The organism is Streptomyces sp. NBC_01235, assembly GCF_035989285.1.
In the GTDB taxonomy this organism is placed as follows: domain Bacteria; phylum Actinomycetota; class Actinomycetes; order Streptomycetales; family Streptomycetaceae; genus Streptomyces.
The window spans coordinates 3,402,813-3,420,393 of record NZ_CP108513.1 but is presented as its reverse complement, the minus strand read 5'-3'; the positions used below and the strand labels follow the sequence as shown (position 1 = coordinate 3,420,393).

Here is a 17,581-nt window from a genome sequence, read left to right as displayed (position 1 = left end):
ATTAGAGGTAGCTCGTTTCGAGGGGATCGTCGTCGTGAACAGCCACCTGAACAGTCATCGCAAGCAGCTCGTGTCGCTCGCCCACCCCGTGTACTTCTCACTCCTCGCCTCCGTCGCCGCCGGGATCGTCAACACCGTCTGGGTGTCCCGGCTCGGCGGACCCGCGGTCGCCGCCGTCGCGGTCGCCACCAACGCCGAGAACGTGCTGCTCGGCGTCGCGCTGGTCTTCGCCTCCGGGACGACCGTGCTGGTCGCGCACGCCAGGGGAGCCCGGGACCCGGGGGACGTGCGCGCGGCCGTACGGGGCGGCTGGGCGCTGTGCGCGGTGGTCACGCCCGTCGTCGCCGTCGGCGGATACCTCCTGCGCGAGCCACTGTCCCGGCTGGTCCTCGGTGGCGACGGCGGCCCGGCACTCCCGCTCGCCGTCTCCTACTTCGCGATCTCGATGCCGGGCATCGCCGTCTTCTTCGCCCAGCAACTCGTCGACGGCATCCTCAAGGGCACCGGCGACACCAGGACCCCGATGCGTCTGGCCCTGCTCGCAGGCGGTCTGATCCTGGTCTGCGACCCGCTGTTCATCCACCTCCACGGCGTCCGGGGCGCCGCCGCCTCCACGGTGCTGTGCCGGAGCGTGGCCCTCGGGGCCGGGCTGCTCGCCCTGCGCCGGAACGCCCTGCTGCGGACGGCCGCCCGGGCCACGCCGACGCTCTCCACCGGCGCCTCGCTGCGGCGGACCCTGGCGACCGGGCTGCCGATGTCCGCCGACTTCACCGTGCGCCAGGCCGGGGCGCTCGGGCTGGTCGCCGTGGTGGCGCGGCTCGGGGTGACGGCCGTGGCCGCGTACGCCATCGCCTACAAGGTCATGTACGTGGCGACGATGGCCTTCTACGCCGTCCGCCAGGCCGCCTCCATCCACACCGCGCACACCCGGGGCGAGGGCAGGGACGAACGGCGGGCGATCGGGCGGCAGGCCGTGCTGCTCTCCGGGAGCGTCGGGCTCGTGGCGGCGGTGCTGCTCCTCGTCGCCGGCCCCTGGATCATGGCCGCCTTCGGCGCCGGGCCCGGCGTGGCCCGCGAGGGTGCGCTGTTCCTGCGCTGCGTCGGGCCGTATCTGCTGCTCATGGCCGGGTTCATCGCGCTGGGCGGGGTCTTCGAGGGAAGCGGGGGAGCGCCGGTGCTGCTGCGGGTGACCCTGCTCGGTACGGCCGTCCAGCTGCCCCTGGCGTTCGGGCTGTCGGGGTTCGGGCTGCCGGGAGTGTGTCTGGCGCTGGCGCTCGCGATGGGGGCGCAGTGCGCGGCGGTGGGCGTGGTGGTGCTGCGGCGGGCGCGGCGGGAACGTCAGGGGGAGACGGCGGGCTCGTTGGCGCGGGTGACCTGATCGGGGAGGGGGTCGGGGGCGGTGGGCTTCGGCACCGTCGAGCGCCAGAGCCGTACGGCCGCGGTGAGCGTGGCGGCGACCAGGAGGCCGTTGCGCAGGAACATGAGGGTGACGCCGAGGGGGGTGCTTTCCACGACGTCCGCGAACAGGATCGGGAACTCCAGCACCGTCACGAACGACGCGGCCAGGACCAGGGCGGCGGGCAGGGTCATGCGGCTGGCGCGGAAGCACAGGCAGACCGCCGCGAGGCCGATCAGCCAGATCAGGTACTGGGGGCTGATCACCCGGCTGGTCACGGTGAACAGCAGGACCGCCGTGAAGGCCGCCTCCGCGAGCGTGCGTGGCGCGAAGCGTCTCGCCGCCAGCCGCCACAGCAGCAGCCAGCCGAACGCGACCGCGGTCAGCCCCAGGGCGACATCGCTCACGACGCCCACGTACGGGCCGAGGAACTCCAGCGAGCCGTAGTTGAGCAGCACCTCGCCCTGCCAGCCGAACTGCCGGGCCACATGCAGGGCGAGGGCGCCCGTCGACTCCACCTCGGTGCCCCGGTCGCGCTGGAAGGTGAGGAAGGCGAAGGCGCCGGGCATGGCGAGGGCGAACAGCCCGGACAGGGCGCCGACGGTCACCACCGCCGCGGCCCAGGCCCGCCTGCGCACCGCGCCCGCCAGCAGCAGCACCGGCCACACCTTCAGCAGCGCCGCGAAGCCCGTCAGCGCCCCCATCAGACGGGGGCGCCGGGCACCCGCGAGCAGCGCGGCGACCGCGACGGCCGTCACCATGACGTCGTAGCGGGAGTAGACGGTGGGGCCGAGCAGTGGGAGACCCGCCACCCACATCCAGGCGCCGCGCGGGGACCGGCCGGGGCGCAGGCCCGTGTTCAGCAGCAGCATGAGGACGGCGAGGTCGGCGAGGAAGGCCAGGACGAAGAAGGCCGACGCGTAGTCGAGGAAGGGCAGCAGACCGGGGGAGAGGATCGCGAGGGCGGCGGCGGGCGGGTACTGCCAGGTGACGTCGGCCGCCGGGAACGCACCGGTGCGCAGGACCTCGTACCAGCCCTGGTAGATGACGGAGACGTCGGTCGTGACGTCCGGGCCGGGGAAGAGGGCCACCTTGAAGACGAAGAGCAGCAGTCCGAGCCGGGTCACGCCCCAGGTCGTCAGCAGACACGTCAGGGGCCGCGTCGCGTCCGTTGTCTCCACCGGTGGCCGTCCGTTCCTGTGCGGTCGCTCGTTCGCCTGCGCCTTCGGGGGTTCGTGGGTCACATGATCTCCCGCCGGGCTGTGAGCCGCCGCCCCGCGCGGCTGTGAAGGGCATTTGGATAAGGTCGGCTGCGATGCACAAGACCCTGATCGTGACGAACGACTTTCCGCCCCGCCCGGGCGGTATCCAGGCGTTCCTGCACAACATGGCGCTCCGGCTCGACCCCGACCGTCTCGTCGTCTACGCGTCCACCTGGAAACGTTCCCGCGAGGGCGTCGAGGCGACGGCCGCCTTCGACGCCGAGCAGCCCTTCACCGTCGTACGGGACTCCACGACGATGCTGCTGCCGACGCCCGGGGCGACCCGGCGGGCCGTCGGGCTGCTGCGGGAGCACGGGTGCACGTCGGTGTGGTTCGGGGCGGCCGCGCCGCTCGGGCTGATGGCGCCGGCGCTGCGCAAGGCGGGCGCCGAGCGGCTGGTGGCGACGACGCACGGGCACGAGGCCGGGTGGGCGCAGTTGCCCGTCGCCCGGCAGCTCCTGGGCCGGATCGGTGAGGCCACGGACACGATCACCTACCTCGGCGAGTACACGCGCTCGCGGATCGCGACCGCGCTGAGCGCCGAGGCCGCCGCCCGGATGGTGCAGTTGCCGCCGGGCGTCGACGAGAAGACCTTCCACCCGGGCTCGGGCGGCGACGAGGTGCGCGCGCGGCTCGGACTGACCGACCGGCCGGTGGTCGTGTGCGTCTCGCGGCTGGTGCCGCGCAAGGGCCAGGACACGCTGATCCTCGCCATGCCCCGGATCCTGGCCGCCGAACCGGAGACGGTCCTGCTGATCGTCGGGGGCGGCCCGTACGAGAAGGACCTGCGCAGGCTCGCCCACGAGAGCGGGGTGGCGGGTTCGGTGCGGTTCACCGGGTCCGTGCCCTGGGCCGAGCTGCCCGCGCACTACGGCGCCGGGGACGTCTTCGCGATGCCCTGCCGGACGCGGCGCGGCGGGCTGGACGTCGAGGGGCTCGGGATCGTCTACCTGGAGGCGTCCGCGACCGGTCTGCCCGTCGTCGCCGGGGACTCCGGCGGCGCGCCCGACGCCGTGCTCGACGGGGAGACGGGGTGGGTCGTGCGGGGCGGCTCGTCGGCCGAGGCCGCCGAGCGGATCGTCGTCCTCCTCGGGGACGCAGAGCTGCGCCGCCGGATGGGGGAGCGGGGGCGCCAGTGGGTCGAGGAGCGGTGGCGCTGGGACCTGCTCGCGGAGCAGCTGAAAACATTGCTCTAGACTTTTCCCCCTTTGCTCTAGGCGGAGCACGAAAATCCGCTGATGCTGCGCACATGACAGCCAAACTGATGCAGCGTCAGCTGACGAGACGTCAAATCCTTGGTATGGCCGCCCTCCAGACGGCGGCCACCCTCGGCTTCACCCGCGTAGGACTCCAGTCGGCCCAGGCGGCCGAGCCCGCCGCGGTCGAATCCGCCCCCGCCATCGTCGTCGGCTCCGGCTACGGTGCCGCCGTCGCCGCCCTGCGCCTCGGCCAGGCCGGCATCCGCACCCTCGTCCTGGAGATGGGCCGGTTGTGGAACACGGCCGGTGCCGACGGCAAGGTCTTCTGCAACACCGCCAACCCCGACCAGCGGTCCATGTGGTTCCGCACCCGCACCGAGGCGCCCCTGGCCACGTTCCTGTGGCTGGACGTCGTCAACAAGGACATCAGCCTCTATCCCGGTGTCCTGGACCGGGTGCACTTCGACAACATGTCCGTCTTCGTGGGCCGCGGGGTCGGCGGCGGCTCCCTGGTCAACGGCTCGATGGCGGTCACCCCGCTCCAGTCCTACTTCGCCGAACAGTTCCCCACCGTCGACGCGAGCGAGATGTACTCCACGTACTTCCCGCGCGCCCGCGCCATGCTCGGCGTCAACACCGTCGACCCCGCCTGGTTCGAGTCGACCGAGTGGTACCAGTTCACGCGTGTCTCCCGGAAGCACGCGGCGAACACCGGCCTGAGGACCACCTTCGTGCCCAGCGTCTACGACTTCGGCTACATGCAGCGCGAGGCCGCCGGTACGGCCACCAGGTCGGCCCTCGGACAGGAGGTCATCTACGGCAACAACTACGGCAAGAGGAGCCTGGACAAGACGTATCTGGCGTCGGCGCTCGGCACCGGCAACGTCACGATCCACACCCTGGAGAAGGTGCGCGGGATCAGCCGGGCGAGCGACGGGACGTACGTTCTCACCGCCGACCGCATCGACGACACCGGCAAGGTCGTCGAGACCAAGCAGTACGGCTGCACCTACCTCTTCCTCGGCGGCGGCAGCCTCGGGACCAGCGAACTCCTCGTCCGGGCGAGGGACACGGGCACCCTGCCCGCGCTGGACGGATCCGTCGGCGCGGGCTGGGGGACCAACGGGAACGTCATGCTCGGGCGGGCCAACCACCTGTGGGACACCGTCGGCGCCAACCAGTCGACCATGCCGGTGATGGGCATCGACGACTGGGCCAACACCGCCAACCCCGTCTTCGCGGAGATCGCCCCGCTGCCCACGGGACTCGAACACTGGGTCAGCCTCTACCTGGCGATCACCAAGAACCCGCAGCGGGCGGCGTTCACGTACGACGCCTCCTCCGGCGGGGTGAAGCTCGGCTGGAGCGCCGCGCAGAGCGCCGTCTCCGTCGGCATGGCGAAGAAGCTGTTCGACCGGATCAACTCGGCGAACTCCACCATCTACCGGTACGACCTCTTCGGTTCCGGCAACAAGGTCTTCGCCGACGACTTCACCTACCACCCGCTCGGCGGCTGCGTGTTGGGGAAGGCGACCGACAACTACGGCCGGGTGAAGGGGTATTCGAAGCTGTACGTCACCGACGGCTCACTGGTGCCCGGCAACATCGGGGTGAACCCGTTCGTCACGATCACCGCGCTCGCCGAACGCACCATGGCGCGGGTCCTCGCCGAGGACACCGCGCCATGAACCGACAACCCGCGTACTACTGGTCGTAGTTCGCCCTACTTGGCGTAGATCGCCTCGATCTCGCCCGCGTAGTCCTTCGCCACGACGTTGCGCTTGAGCTTCAGCGACGGCGTGAGATGGCCCGAGTCCTCCGTGAACTGGGAGGAGAGAATGCGGAACTTCCGCACCGATTCCGCCTTCGAGACCGCGGCGTTGCCGTCGTCGATCGCCGACTGGATGGCGGCCTGCAGGTCGGCGTCGTCGCGCAGCGACGCCGCGGTCGCACCCGCCGGCTTGCCGTGGTCGGCGGCCCAGCGGCCCAGGAACTCCTCGTCGAGGGTGACCAGCGCGCCCACGAACGGCCGCCCGTCGCCCACCACCATGCACTCCGCGACCAGCGCGTGCGCGCGGATGCGGTCCTCGATCACGGCCGGGGCGACGTTCTTGCCGCCCGCGGTGACGATGATCTCCTTCTTGCGGCCGGTGATGCGGAGGTAGCCGTCCTCGTCGAGGGTGCCGATGTCACCGGTGTGGAACCAGCCGTCGGCCAGCGCCTCGGCGGTCGCGCCCGGGTTGTTCCAGTACTCCTTGAACAGGTGCTCGCCGTGCAGCAGCACCTCGCCGTCGTCCGCGATCCGCACCACCGAGCCGGGCAGCGGCTGGCCGACCGTGCCGATCTTCTGCCGGTCCCACGGGTTGAACGCGGTGGCCGCGCAGGACTCCGTCAGGCCGTAGCCCTCCAGGACGGTGAAGCCGATGCCGCGGAAGAAGTGACCGAGGCGCTCGCCCAGCGGAGCGCCGCCGGAGATCGCGTACTCGCCCTTGCCGCCGAGGACCGCGCGCAGCTTGCTGTAGACCAGCCGGTCGAAGACCTTGTGCTTGATCTTCAGGCCGAGGGGCGGGCCCGCCGGGAGCTCCAGCGCCTTGCTGTACGCGATCGCGGTGTCCGCCGCCTTGTCGAAGATCGCGCCCTTTCCGTCCGCCTGCGCCTTGGCGCGCGCCGAGTTGTAGACCTTCTCGAAGACCCGCGGCACGCCCAGGATCAGCGTGGGCCGGAAGGCCGCCAGCTCGTCGGTGAGGTTCTTGATGTCCGGGACCGTGCCCAGCTTGATCGGCGCCATCATCGGGGCGATCTGCACCAGTCGGCCGAAGACGTGCGCGAGCGGCAGGAAGAGCAGCACGCTGCACTCACCCGTGCGGAACAGGGGCCGCAGGCGTTCCACAACGTTTCCGCACTCGGCGAAGAAGCTGCGGTGGGTGAGCACACAGCCCTTGGGCCGGCCGGTCGTACCGGACGTGTACACGATGGTCGCCGGGTCGTCCGCCTTGGCCTGCGAGCTGCGCTCCTCGACGGCCCTGTCGGAGACGTCCTTGCCGAGCCGCCCGAGCTCCTCGACACCCCCGGCCTCGATCTGCCAGACGTGCTTGAGCGCAGGCAGCGAGTCACGGACCGACTCGACGGCCGCCGCGTGGTTGTCCAGCTCGACGACGATCGCGGTCGCGCCCGAGTCGGAGAGGATCCACTGCACCTGCTCGGCGGAGCTGGTCTCGTACACCGGCACGGTGACCGCGCCCGCGCACCAGATCGCGAAGTCGAGCAGCGTCCACTCGTAGCGGGTGCGCGACATCAGGCCGACCCGGTCGCCGGGCTGGACGCCGGAGGCGATGAGGCCCTTGGCGGCGGCGTGCACCTCGGCCAGGAACGCCGTGGCCGTCACGTCCTGCCAGACGCCGCCCACCTTGCGGGCGATGACGGCGACGTCGGGATGCTGCGCGGCGTTTCTGCGGACGATGTCGGTCAGATTGCCGTCCGCAGGGACCTCGTACAAAGCCGGAAGGCTGAACTCGCGCAAGACTGCTGCTCCTCATAGGGCGCCGGCGCCACGACGTTGTGCGATGCGACGGTGCGGTCCAAGGCTCGGGCTGTGCTCAGGTATCTCGGTGGATCTCGGAGGATCCCCGTGGATCTCGGTGGTTGAAATCCCGAGCACGACTGGACTGCCCGGACGTTACCCGCCGGTATGGCCTCTTCGACAGGGGGGTCCGACGAGATGTTCGCTGCGTCACACAGATTGGTGTTTCCCGGCTGACAGTAGTCCACCGCTTTACTGACTGGCCAGTAACCGGTATCCGGGCCGCCACTGTTCACGTATGCCGCACACGCCTACCCTTGATCGACATGGCATCCACACCGTCCGGAAACCACAGAACACGCATTCACGTGGTCAGCGACGTGCACGGCAACGCGCGCGACCTGGCCCGGGCCGGAGAAGGCGCGGACGCGCTGATCTGTCTGGGCGACCTGGTGCTGTTCCTGGACTACGCCGACCACTCCCGCGGCATCTTCCCCGACCTCTTCGGCGTGGAGAACGCCGACCTCATCGTCGAACTGCGCACCGCCCGCCGCTTCGAGGAGGCCCGCGAGCTCGGCGCCCGTTTGTGGGGCGGCGTCGGCGGCGACCGGACCGCACTCATCGAGAAGGCGGTCCGCAAGCAGTACGCCGAGATGTTCACGGCGTTCCCGACCCCGACGTACGCGACCTACGGCAACGTCGACATCCCGCAGTTGTGGCCCGAGTTCGCCGGACCGGGCACGACCGTCCTGGACGGGGAGCGGGTGGAGATCGGCGGCCGCGTCTTCGGCTTCGTCGGCGGCGGCCTGCGGACGCCCATGCGCACCCCGTACGAGATCAGCGACGAGGAGTACGCGGCGAAGATCGAGGCCGTCGGCGAGGTCGACGTGCTGTGCAGCCACATCCCGCCCGAGGTGCCGGAACTGGTCTACGACACCGTGGCCCGCCGCTTCGAACGGGGCAGCCGTGCCCTGCTGGACGCCATCCGACGCACCCGGCCCCGCTACTCGCTCTTCGGCCACGTCCACCAGCCGCTCGCCCGCCGGATGCGGATCGGGGCGACCGAGTGCGTCAACGTGGGGCACTTCGCCGGGAGCGGGAAGCCGTGGGCGCTGGAGTGGTGATCGGAGGGGTGACCGGAGCGGTGATCGGAGCGGTGATCCGACAGTCCGCTGACAGGGACTTGACTCCGGGTGAAGGCGGCTGGTCGGGCGCGCGGTAGCCTTCACGCTGCACACACGTACCGGCCCGCATCTGGAGGAGCCACCGCGATGGCGGAACACACCAGCTCGAGCATCACGATCGAGGCGGCACCGGCCGACGTCATGGCGGTGATCGCCGACTTCGCCCGCTACCCGGACTGGACCGGAGAGGTGAAGCAGGCCGAGGTCCTCGAAACGGACGAGCAGGGCCGCGCCGAACAGGTCCGCCTGGTCATGGACGCCGGCGCCATCAAGGACGACCAGGTCCTCGGTTACACCTGGGCCGGCGAGCACGAGGTGTCCTGGACCCTGGTGAAGTCCCAGATGCTGCGCCAGCTCGACGGCTCCTACCTCCTCAAGCCGGCCGGCGCGGGCGCGACCGAGGTCACCTACCAGCTGACCGTGGACGTCAAGATCCCCATGCTGGGCATGATCAAGCGCAAGGCCGAGAAGGTCATCATCGACCGGGCGCTGGCGGGACTGAAGAAGCGCGTGGAGTCGGGGGAGAAGTAGGCGGTTCCTTCTTCGGTTCCTTCCTCGGGCACGGTCGGGCGCGCCATCAGCCCGTCAGGGTGCCCCCTCCGGGGGAGCTTGAGGACGGGGCCCCTTCAGGGCCGATAGGGGGGTCTGGGGGCGCAGCCCCCAGCACGGCACGACAGGTACCGTTCACCCCCATGCGCACCCTCCTGATCACCGGCCCCGGCGGCAGCGGCCGTACGACGATCGCGGCCGCCACCGCACACCACGCAGCCGCCGGAGGCACTCGCACCCTCGTCCTCAGTGCCGACCGCACCGACACCCTCGGCGCGGCACTGGGGGTGCGGACCGGGGCGAGCCCCGTAAGGGTCACCCCGTATCTCACGGCCTGGCGTCCCGACGCGACGGCCGGCTTCCGGGACGACCTGACCGGCTTCCAGGACCGCGCCACCACCGTCCTCGACCTGCTCGGCGCCTCCCGGCTCGACCCGGAGGAGGTCACCCCCCTCCCGGGCGCCGAGGAGCTCACCCTCCTGCGAGCGCTGCGGGACGCCGCCCTCGCCGAGGGCGAGGACCGTCATGAACTCCTCGTCGTCGACCTGCCGCCCGTCCCGCAGGCCCTCGCCCTGCTGGCCCTCCCGGAGGAGCTGCGCCGCTACCTGCGCCGCCTGCTCCCGCCGGAACGGCAGGCCGCCCGCGCCCTGCGGCCCATGCTCGGCCGGCTCGCCGGCGTGCCGATGCCCGCCGAGTGGCTGTACGAGACGACCGCCCGATGGGACCTGGAGCTGGCCGCCGTCGAGGCCGTTCTCGCCGAGCGCGACACCGCCGTCCGCCTCGTCGCCGAGCCGGGACCGGCCGGCGCCGACGCCGTCCGCGACGCGCGCCTCGGCCTCGCCCTGCGCGCCCTGCCCGTCGAGTCCCTCGTCGCCAACCGCGTCCTGCCGGAGGCGGTCGCCGACCACGAACGGCTCGGCCGGCTCGTCACCCAACAGCACAAGGCCCTGGGGGAGTGGGGCGAGACGGCCCGCCCCGTCGCCCACCTCGGGCACGACCCCCGCGGCGCCGACGACCTCGCCGCCCTCGCGATGCCCGCCGTCAACCCGGTGGCCTCCCCGGTCGAGTGGTCCGTCGCCGACCGGCTCGCACAGGACGGCGTGCTCGTCTGGCACCTCCCGCTGCCCGGCGCCATACGCGACGAGCTCGACCTCGTCCGCCGCGGCGACGAACTCGTCGTCACCGCCGGACCGTTCCGCCGTATCGTCCCGCTGCCCTCCGTCCTGCGCCGCTGCACCGTCGACGGCGCCGCCCTGCGCGACGGTGAGCTGTGCGTGCGGTTCGCGCCCGATCCCGGGCTGTGGCCGCAGGCACGATGAACGACGTACCGCCGTTCGGGTAACGTCGTAGAGACGAGCCGTCATCAGGCGTCGTCCACCAGGAGTCGTCAGGAGTCCGCCATGAGCGAAGAGCGCCCCACGCCCGACGCCGCCGGGGAGCCCGCCGGGACACAGCCCGTCGACGACGAGCCCCGCGCCAGCGACGCCGACGCCTGGGCCACCGCCGCCGCCGAGGACCTCGCGGCGGAGAAGGCCCGCCGCCGCGCCGAGTACGGCCCGCCCCAGGGCTCGGCCGCCGAGGAACTGCGCAGGCTCGTCGACGCGGTCGGCGAGAAGCTGTCGTCGATCCAGTCCCCGCTGCTCGGGGCGGTTGCCGGACCCGCCGCCCAGCAGGTGGTCCGCCAGGTCGTCCAGCAGGCCAAGGCAGCCGTGGAGCCCGTCATCGAGCGCAACCCGGACGTCTTCGACCACCTCGCGGCAGCAGGCACCGAACTCCTCGCCGCCTACCGCTCGGCCGTCCAGACCCAGGAACGACGCTGGACGACCGGAGCGAGCGACCCGCGCGACGACCCCCGCCGCCCGGGCCGTGACGGCGGCGACGACAGCGGCCCCGGCCAGCGCATCGACTTGGACTGAGGCCCTCCCAGGGCAGGGCCTCGGGTACGGTTGGCCGTAGCGGGGCTCGACCGAAACTGAGGGATTCATGGGACTCACCATCGGCGTCGACATCGGCGGCACGAAGATCGCGGCCGGTGTGGTCGACGAGGAAGGCAACATCCTCTCGACCCACAAGGTGCCGACCCCGGGCACGCCGGAGGGCATCGTGGACGCCATCGCCTCGGCGGTGGAGGGCGCGCGCGCCGGGCATGAGATCGTCGGCGTGGGCATCGGTGCCGCCGGATACGTCAACCGTCAGCGCTCGACGGTCTACTTCGCGCCCAACATCGACTGGCGCCAGGAGCCGCTGAAGGAGAAGGTCGAGGCCCGCGTGGGCCTCCCCGTCGTGGTCGAGAACGACGCCAACGCGGCCGCGTGGGGCGAGTACAAGTTCGGCGCAGGCAAGGGCCACCGCAACGTCATCTGCATCACCCTCGGCACCGGCCTCGGCGGCGGCATCATCATCGGCAACAAGCTGCGCCGCGGCCACTTCGGCGTCGCCGCCGAGTTCGGCCACATCCGCATGGTGCCGGACGGCCTGCTGTGCGGCTGCGGCTCGCAGGGCTGCTGGGAGCAGTACGCCTCCGGCCGCGCCCTCGTGCGCTACGCCAAGCAGCGCGCCAACGCCACCCCGGAGAACGCCGAGATCCTGCTCGGCCTGGGCGACGGCAGCCCCGAGGGCATAGAGGGCAAGCACATCTCCATGGCCGCCCGCCAGGGCGACCCGGTCGCCGTCGACTCCTACCGCGAGCTCGCCCGCTGGGCCGGCGCCGGCCTCGCCGACCTGGCCTCCCTCTTCGACCCGTCCGCCTTCATCGTCGGCGGCGGCCTCTCCGACGAGGGCGAGCTGGTCCTGGACCCGATCCGCAAGTCCTACAAGCGCTGGCTGGTCGGCGGCAACTGGCGCCCGGTGGCCGACGTGATCGCCGCCCGGCTCGGCAACGAGGCGGGCCTGGTCGGCGCGGCGGACCTGGCGAGAGAGCCCGATCCGATCATGTGACGTTCACTGTGCCTGCTCAGGGGCGCGAGGCTGGACAAACATGCGGCTCCGCCGCGTGGGCGCGAGCAACCACGACGAACCGGAAGCCGCGCACCATCCTCGCGCCCCGAGCCATTGGGCGTAAATTGATCAACATGTCGCTGCTCCCCAACTCCGGCACCGAGTCCGACGGTTCGCCCGTCATCCGGGTCCTCAGCTACAACATCCGCTCCATGAGGGACGACACCGACGCCCTCGCGCGCGTCGTCACCGCCTGCGCCCCCGACCTGGTCCTCGTCCAGGAAGCCCCGATCTTCTTCCGCTGGCGCAAGAAACTGGCCCGTCTCGCCGCAGCCACCGGCCAGGTGATCCTCACCGGCGGTGGCACGGCCGCGGGCCCCGCGATCCTCTGCTCGCTACGGGCGACCGTCGAACGCACGGAGGACGTCCTCCTGCCCCTCACCCCCCGTGAGTACCGCCGAGGCCTCGCCACCGCTGTGGTCCGCTTCGGGGGTGCCCGCCTGGGCGTCGTCAGCTGTCACCTCAGCCTCCGGCAGGACGAGCGCTACGACCAGGGCGGCATGCTCCTCGACCGGCTCGCCGGGATGGGCGTGGAGCACGGGGTCGCGGGCGGCGACATCAACGAGAGACCCGACGGACGCACCTTCACCCGGCTGGGCGCCGCCCTTCGGGACTGCCGCACCGCCGCCCCCTGGGGTGCCGAGCACACCTTCCCGTCCACCGGGCCGAACCGCCGCATCGACGGAATCTTCGTGACGAAGGGCGTGGAGGTACTGGGCTGCGGGGTGCCGCTCGGCCTGCCGGGCATCACCGAGAGCGACTTGCGGGCGGCCACGGACCATCTCCCGGTCCTCGCCGCCCTCAGAATCCCCGTCGGCTAGACGACCGCTCCCCGCCCCGGATCCCCCTCGTCCTCGTCGTCCGTCCGCATCCGCATCACCAGCGTGGCGAACCCGCCGAGGAAGCCGCCGATGCCGACGGTCGACAGCCACCACGTCATCTCCCAGCCCAGCAGCACCGCGAGCAGGAGCAGCACCGGCCCGCCGATCACCCCGAGCCAGGCGAACCTGGCCGTGGTGTCGGCGGCGGGCAGTGGCGGCGGCTCCGGTGGGACGAAGTGGCCCTCGTCGTCCTCGTCGAAGTCCTCCTCGGCCGGTTCGGGAGCCGTGTAGTCACGTGGGCCGACACCCGGTGCGAAGGCGATCGAGCTGCCCAGCGGCTTGGCCGGTTTCTTCTCCTCGCCAGGGGCCTTCTCCGGCTCTTTGCCGGATTCCGCCCCGGATTCGGCTCCGGGCTCCTCGTCGTTCGTCCCGACATCGAGGAGCGCCAGATCCTCGACCGACTTGAACGGCTTCGCGCCCGGCGGGTCCGGCGGCTCCTCCCCGTACCCCGCGACGATCGCCGCCCACGCGGCGGCCTCGTCGAAGGGCACGTTCTGTTCCTGCGACTCGCGGCCCTCCAGGCCGTCCCGCTCGTCCCGGTTCTCCCGGTCCTCGCGGTCGGAGTCGTGCTCAGCCACCTACGGCCGTCCCTTCCTTGCCGACACTGGGCGCGATCCGGGCGATGAACGCGTAGCTCTCCTCGAAGATCCGGTCCGCATCGTGGTCCAACGTTGCCACGTGGTAGCTCTGTTCCAGCAGGATCTCGGTCACGTCCGTCGACGACACCCGGCTGAGGATCCGGGCCGAGTCGGCCGGTGGCACGACATGGTCGCGCACGCTGCGCAGGAGCAGCAGCGGCTGGGTGACCTGCGGCAGTTCGCCGTCGACCAGCCGCAGGAAGGTCCGCAGGGAGTGCGCCGAGTGCAGCGGCACCCGGTTGTACCCGGTCTCCAGGACGCCTTCCTTCGCGATGTCGCTCGTGATCCCCTTCGTCGACCGGACGAGATGGCGGGCCACCGGAAGGGCGTGCGCGGACAGCCCGTGCACCTTGTTCGCCGGGTTGACGACGATGACGCCCTCGACCCCGCCCGCGCCCTCGCCGTGCTTCGCCGCCAGCCGCAGGGCCAGCGCGCCGCCCATCGACAGGCCGGCCACGAACACGCGCGCGCAGCGCTCGCGCAGGGTGCGCAGCTCGTGGTCCACCCCCGCGTACCAGTCCTGCCAGCCGGTGAGCGCCATGTCCTCCCAGCGCGTGCCGTGTCCGGGCAGCAGGGGCAGTGAGACGGTCAGGCCCTGCCCGGCCAGGTGGCGCGCCCAGGGGCGCAGCGACTGAGGGGAACCGGTGAAGCCGTGACAGAGGAGGACCCCGACCTCCCCGCCCTCATGGCGGTACGGCTCGGCTCCAGGAAGGACCGGCAACTTCGGTCTCCTGTTCTTCGTCTGTTCTTCGTGGGAGGGACGTGTGCTTCACCGTACGCGACCCCACTGACACCGACCAGGGCCGTCGGAGCCTTTGCCAGGACTCCGGGATAAGGTCTGATGACACACACGGGAGGCACTCGGTTGTTGTACGGCGCGATGAAGGTCGCTATCGGGGGACCGCTGAAGGTCACCTTCCGGCCCTGGGTGGAAGGCCTCGAGCACATCCCCGCCGAGGGCCCCGCGATCCTGGCGAGCAACCACCTGTCCTTCTCGGACTCGCTGTTCCTGCCCGCCGTCCTCAACCGCAAGATCACCTTCATCGCGAAGGCCGAGTACTTCACGACGCCCGGCGTGAAGGGCCGGCTGACGGCGGCGTTCTTCAAGGGAGTCGGCCAGCTTCCGGTGGACCGCTCGGGCGCGCGCGGCGCCGGTGAGGCCGCCATCAAGAGCGGCATCGACGTGCTGGAGCGCGGCGAACTGTTCGGCATCTACCCGGAGGGCACCCGCTCGCCCGACGGCCGCCTCTACCGCGGCAAACCGGGCGGCCTCGCGCGCGTGGCGCTCGCCACCGGCGCGCCCGTGATCCCGGTCGCCATGATCGGCACCGAGAAGATCCAGCCCCCGGGGAAGGTCCTCCCGAAGGTCGTCCCGAAGGTCATGCGGCCCGGCATCCGCATCGGCAGGCCGCTGGACTTCAGCCGCTACCAGGGCATGGACCACGACCGCTTCGTGCTGCGCGCGCTGACCGACGAGGTCATGTACGAGATCATGAAGCTCTCCGGCCAGGAGTACGTCGACATGTACGCGACCGCTGCCAAGCGGCAGGTCGCGGAGGCGGCGAAGGCCGACAAGGAAGCGGAGAAGGCCGCGAAGGCGGCTCTCGCACAGGCCGAGAAGGACCAGGCCAAGAAGGAACAAGAGCAGTAGTCGGCGCTCCGGGGGCGGGGGACTGGACGGATGGCCAGGCGCGAGAGAGTCATGAGGATGTCGGTCGAGCTGCCGCTGTGGCGTGCGCTCACCGGCTACCGGGTGCTGACGATGCTGTACGCGGTCGGCCTGTTCGCCTCCGCCTACGACGACTACGAGCGGCCCGGCGTCGCCGTCGCCTACTACGCGCTCCTGCTCGTCTGGACGCTCGCCACCCTGCCCCGGGTGCAGAACGCGGCGGCCTGCACCAAGCGCTTCCTCGCCGCCGATCTCGCCGTCGCGCTCACCGGCATCGTCCTGACCCCACTCGTCGTCAACGACCAGCACATCCAGGACGGCGGCCCCACCCTGCCCTCGATATGGACGGCCGGGTCGGTCCTCGCGTTCGCCATCAAGGGCGGCTGGCGCTGGGCCGCGTTCGCCTCCACGCCCGTCGCCGTCGCCAACCTGATCGAGCGCGGCCACCCGGCCCGCGACACCGTCCACAACGTGATCCTCGTCTGGGTCGCCTCCATCGCCATCGGCTACGTCGTCGAGGTCGCCCGCGCCTCCGAGCGCACCCTCGCCCGAGCCCTGGAGATCGAGGCCGCCACGAGGGAACGGGAGCGACTCGCCCGGGACATCCACGACGGCGTGCTCCAGGTACTGGCCATGGTGCAGCGGCGCGGCGCGGTCCTCGGCGGCGAGGCGGCCGAGCTGGGCCGGATGGCCGGTGAACAGGAGGTCGCGCTGCGCACACTGGTCTCCGGCGGGCTCGTACCGGTCTCCCGGGTGTCGGAGGACGAGGCCGAGGGGGCCGTCGTCCGCGTGGTGGACGAGGACACCGGGGACGAGGCGGGCGCTCCCGTCGACCTGCGCGCGCTGCTCGCCCCCTTCGCCGCCGCCCGCGTCAACCTCGCCGAGCCCGGCGCCCCGGTGCTGCTGCCCGCGCCCGCCGCGCGGGAGCTGGCCGCCGCCGTCGGGGCCGCCCTGGACAACGTACGCAGGCACGCGGGGGAGGACGCCCGGGCCTGGATCCTGGTCGAGGACGAGCCGGACGAGGTGATCGTCACCGTGCGGGACGACGGGCCCGGCATCCCGGAGGGGCGGCTCGCGCAGGCCGAGGACGAGGGGCGGCTCGGGGTCGCCCAGTCGATCCGGGGCCGGCTGCGCGACCTCGGCGGCAGCGCCGAGCTGATCTCGACACCGGGGCAGGGCACGGAGGTCGAACTGACGGTGCCGAAGGAGAAGAACGTGACGCGGGGGAAGGCGGGACGGCGATGAGTGAAGAGACGCGCAGGGAACAGGGCCCGATCAGGGTCATGGTGGTCGACGACCACCCCATGTGGCGCGACGCGGTCGCCCGGGACCTGGCCGAGTCCGGCCTGGACGTGGTCGCCACCGCAGGCGACGGCGAGCAGGCCGTGCGCCGTGCCAAGGCCACCACGCCCGACGTGCTGGTGCTGGACCTGAACCTGCCCGCGAAGCCGGGCGTCCAGGTGTGCAAGGAGGTCGTCGCCGCCAATCCGGCCCTGCGGGTCCTCGTGCTGTCGGCGAGCGGCGAGCACGCCGACGTGCTGGAGGCGGTGAAGTCCGGCGCGACCGGCTACCTGCTGAAGTCGGCGTCCACGGAGGAACTGCTGGACGCGGTGCGCCGCACGGCGGTCGGCGACCCGGTGTTCACCCCGGGGCTGGCCGGACTGGTCCTCGGCGAGTACCGCCGGCTGGCCTCCGACCCGGGTCCCGCATCCGGCGGCGACGAACCCAACGCGCCCCGGCTGACCGACCGCGAGACCGAGGTGCTGCGGCTGGTCGCCAAGGGCCTGAGCTACAAGCAGATCGCCGAACGCCTGGTCATCTCCCACCGCACGGTCCAGAACCACGTCCAGAACACCCTCGGCAAGCTGCAACTGCACAACAGGGTGGAACTGGTCCGGTACGCCATCGAGCGAGGGCTCGACGACGAGTGAGGCGCACACGACACCGACCCCTCGTGACTCACGGCGAAGGGACTCGTCCCCGCGCGCCGGAGCACTGACCGGCGCTTCGACGGCCGGCGGGGTCCCCTCGGCGGCAGGTCGGTCCGCCTCGACATCCCCGCCGCCCGCCGTCGCGGGGCAGTGTGCGGCACCCTGCCCCGCGACGGCCCGGTCCTCGGCTCGTCCTCGGACCAACCCCCTCAAGAGGGAGGACGGCATCCGCCGCACCATGGACACCCTCGCCGAGCAGCAGCAGGTCTGCGCCGTGGCGGCCTCCCGCTGCCGGACGTCGTACGCTCCGATCGCCATCGACGCCGTCGATCCGCAGCCGTACGCGGAGGCGGGC

At 71.7% G+C, this 17,581-nt stretch carries 16 protein-coding genes and 1 pseudogene; 13 read left to right on the top strand and 4 right to left on the bottom strand.

What is annotated here, in order from left to right:
• Nucleotides 1-46 precede the first annotated feature (46 nt).
• Complete coding sequence (locus OG289_RS14895; RefSeq protein WP_327320679.1) at nt 47-1,378, top strand: MATE family efflux transporter; 1,332 nt, start codon at nt 47-49, stop codon at nt 1,376-1,378.
• On the opposite strand, the gene OG289_RS14890 is transcribed toward OG289_RS14895, so the two are convergent.
• A complete protein-coding gene (locus tag OG289_RS14890) occupies nt 1,339-2,577 on the bottom strand; it encodes a glycosyltransferase family 87 protein (protein ID WP_327314486.1) in 1,239 nt (412 codons plus the stop codon). The genes OG289_RS14895 and OG289_RS14890 overlap by 40 nt on opposite strands.
• Nucleotides 2,578-2,711: 134 nt before the next feature.
• Here OG289_RS14890 and OG289_RS14885 point away from each other — a divergent pair, with 134 nt between their 5' ends.
• Complete coding sequence (locus OG289_RS14885) at nt 2,712-3,854, top strand: glycosyltransferase family 4 protein (protein WP_327314485.1); 1,143 nt, start codon at nt 2,712-2,714, stop codon at nt 3,852-3,854.
• A gap of 104 nt (nt 3,855-3,958) precedes the next feature.
• Nucleotides 3,959-5,545 carry a GMC oxidoreductase gene (locus OG289_RS14880; RefSeq protein WP_327320678.1) on the top strand — a complete coding sequence of 529 codons (1,587 nt, stop codon included), beginning with the start codon at nt 3,959-3,961 and terminating at the stop codon, nt 5,543-5,545.
• 35 nt (nt 5,546-5,580) lie between these two features.
• Here OG289_RS14880 and OG289_RS14875 read toward each other — a convergent pair whose 3' ends face one another.
• Complete coding sequence (locus OG289_RS14875) at nt 5,581-7,377, bottom strand: AMP-dependent synthetase/ligase (protein ID WP_327314484.1); 1,797 nt, start codon at nt 7,375-7,377, stop codon at nt 5,581-5,583.
• A gap of 368 nt (nt 7,378-7,745) precedes the next feature.
• Between OG289_RS14875 and OG289_RS14870 the strand changes: the two genes are divergently transcribed.
• From OG289_RS14870 to OG289_RS14845, 6 genes are all read left to right on the top strand, one after another.
• Complete coding sequence (locus tag OG289_RS14870) at nt 7,746-8,501, top strand: metallophosphoesterase family protein (RefSeq protein WP_327320677.1); 756 nt, start codon at nt 7,746-7,748, stop codon at nt 8,499-8,501.
• 147 nt (nt 8,502-8,648) lie between these two features.
• Nucleotides 8,649-9,092 (top strand): SRPBCC family protein, encoded by a 444-nt coding sequence (locus tag OG289_RS14865; RefSeq protein ID WP_327314483.1) that lies wholly within the window; start codon nt 8,649-8,651, stop codon nt 9,090-9,092.
• A 161-nt stretch (nt 9,093-9,253) separates the two neighbouring features.
• Nucleotides 9,254-10,429 carry an ArsA family ATPase gene (locus tag OG289_RS14860; RefSeq protein WP_327314482.1) on the top strand — a complete coding sequence of 392 codons (1,176 nt, stop codon included), beginning with the start codon at nt 9,254-9,256 and terminating at the stop codon, nt 10,427-10,429.
• A gap of 81 nt (nt 10,430-10,510) precedes the next feature.
• Nucleotides 10,511-11,026: a DUF5304 domain-containing protein gene (locus OG289_RS14855; RefSeq protein WP_327314481.1), complete on the top strand. Its 516-nt coding sequence runs from the start codon at nt 10,511-10,513 to the stop codon at nt 11,024-11,026.
• Nucleotides 11,027-11,093: 67 nt separating this feature from the next.
• Entirely contained in the window at nt 11,094-12,047 is a 954-nt protein-coding gene (locus OG289_RS14850; RefSeq protein ID WP_327314480.1) for an ROK family glucokinase, read from the top strand.
• Between the two features lie 134 nt (nt 12,048-12,181).
• On the top strand, nt 12,182-12,928 hold the full coding sequence (locus OG289_RS14845; protein WP_327314479.1) for an endonuclease/exonuclease/phosphatase family protein: 747 nt from the start codon (nt 12,182-12,184) through the stop codon (nt 12,926-12,928).
• Here the strand turns inward: OG289_RS14845 and OG289_RS14840 are convergent.
• Together OG289_RS14840 and OG289_RS14835 are read right to left on the bottom strand one after the other, a co-directional pair.
• Complete coding sequence (locus OG289_RS14840; protein ID WP_327314478.1) at nt 12,925-13,566, bottom strand: hypothetical protein; 642 nt, start codon at nt 13,564-13,566, stop codon at nt 12,925-12,927. The genes OG289_RS14845 and OG289_RS14840 overlap by 4 nt on opposite strands.
• Nucleotides 13,559-14,347 (bottom strand): alpha/beta hydrolase, encoded by a 789-nt coding sequence (locus OG289_RS14835; protein ID WP_327314477.1) that lies wholly within the window; start codon nt 14,345-14,347, stop codon nt 13,559-13,561. The genes OG289_RS14840 and OG289_RS14835 overlap by 8 nt, the downstream gene beginning before the upstream one ends.
• 159 nt (nt 14,348-14,506) lie before the next feature.
• Between OG289_RS14835 and OG289_RS14830 the strand changes: the two genes are divergently transcribed.
• The 4 genes and pseudogenes from OG289_RS14830 to OG289_RS14815 all read left to right on the top strand — a co-directional run.
• Complete coding sequence (locus OG289_RS14830; RefSeq protein WP_327320676.1) at nt 14,507-15,277, top strand: lysophospholipid acyltransferase family protein; 771 nt, start codon at nt 14,507-14,509, stop codon at nt 15,275-15,277.
• 30 nt (nt 15,278-15,307) lie between these two features.
• The gene (gene macS / locus OG289_RS14825; protein WP_327314476.1) at nt 15,308-16,540 is read left to right on the top strand and encodes a MacS family sensor histidine kinase; all 1,233 of its coding nucleotides are present in this window, start codon (nt 15,308-15,310) and stop codon (nt 16,538-16,540) included.
• Nucleotides 16,537-17,226, top strand: coding sequence for a response regulator transcription factor (locus OG289_RS14820; protein WP_327314475.1), 690 nt, complete (start codon nt 16,537-16,539; stop codon nt 17,224-17,226). Before macS ends, OG289_RS14820 begins: the two co-directional genes overlap by 4 nt.
• Before the next feature lie 78 nt (nt 17,227-17,304).
• A pseudogene (locus tag OG289_RS14815) lies at nt 17,305-17,506 on the top strand (6-phosphofructokinase); the annotation flags it as partial.
• Nucleotides 17,507-17,581 lie beyond the last annotated feature (75 nt).

Bases quoted from the DNA above. Each gene is read 5' to 3' on its own strand.
- OG289_RS14885 (WP_327314485.1), top strand. From the start codon at position 2,712: ATGCACAAGACCCTGATCGTGACGAACGACTTTCCGCCCCGCCCGGGC.
- OG289_RS14845 (WP_327314479.1), top strand. From the start codon at position 12,182: ATGTCGCTGCTCCCCAACTCCGGCACCGAGTCCGACGGTTCGCCCGTC.
- OG289_RS14830 (WP_327320676.1), top strand. From the start codon at position 14,507: ATGAAGGTCGCTATCGGGGGACCGCTGAAGGTCACCTTCCGGCCCTGG.
- OG289_RS14865 (WP_327314483.1), top strand. From the start codon at position 8,649: ATGGCGGAACACACCAGCTCGAGCATCACGATCGAGGCGGCACCGGCC.
- OG289_RS14860 (WP_327314482.1), top strand. From the start codon at position 9,254: ATGCGCACCCTCCTGATCACCGGCCCCGGCGGCAGCGGCCGTACGACG.
- macS (WP_327314476.1), top strand. From the start codon at position 15,308: ATGGCCAGGCGCGAGAGAGTCATGAGGATGTCGGTCGAGCTGCCGCTG.
- OG289_RS14850 (WP_327314480.1), top strand. From the start codon at position 11,094: ATGGGACTCACCATCGGCGTCGACATCGGCGGCACGAAGATCGCGGCC.
- OG289_RS14820 (WP_327314475.1), top strand. From the start codon at position 16,537: ATGAGTGAAGAGACGCGCAGGGAACAGGGCCCGATCAGGGTCATGGTG.
- OG289_RS14855 (WP_327314481.1), top strand. From the start codon at position 10,511: ATGAGCGAAGAGCGCCCCACGCCCGACGCCGCCGGGGAGCCCGCCGGG.
- OG289_RS14880 (WP_327320678.1), top strand. From the start codon at position 3,959: ATGGCCGCCCTCCAGACGGCGGCCACCCTCGGCTTCACCCGCGTAGGA.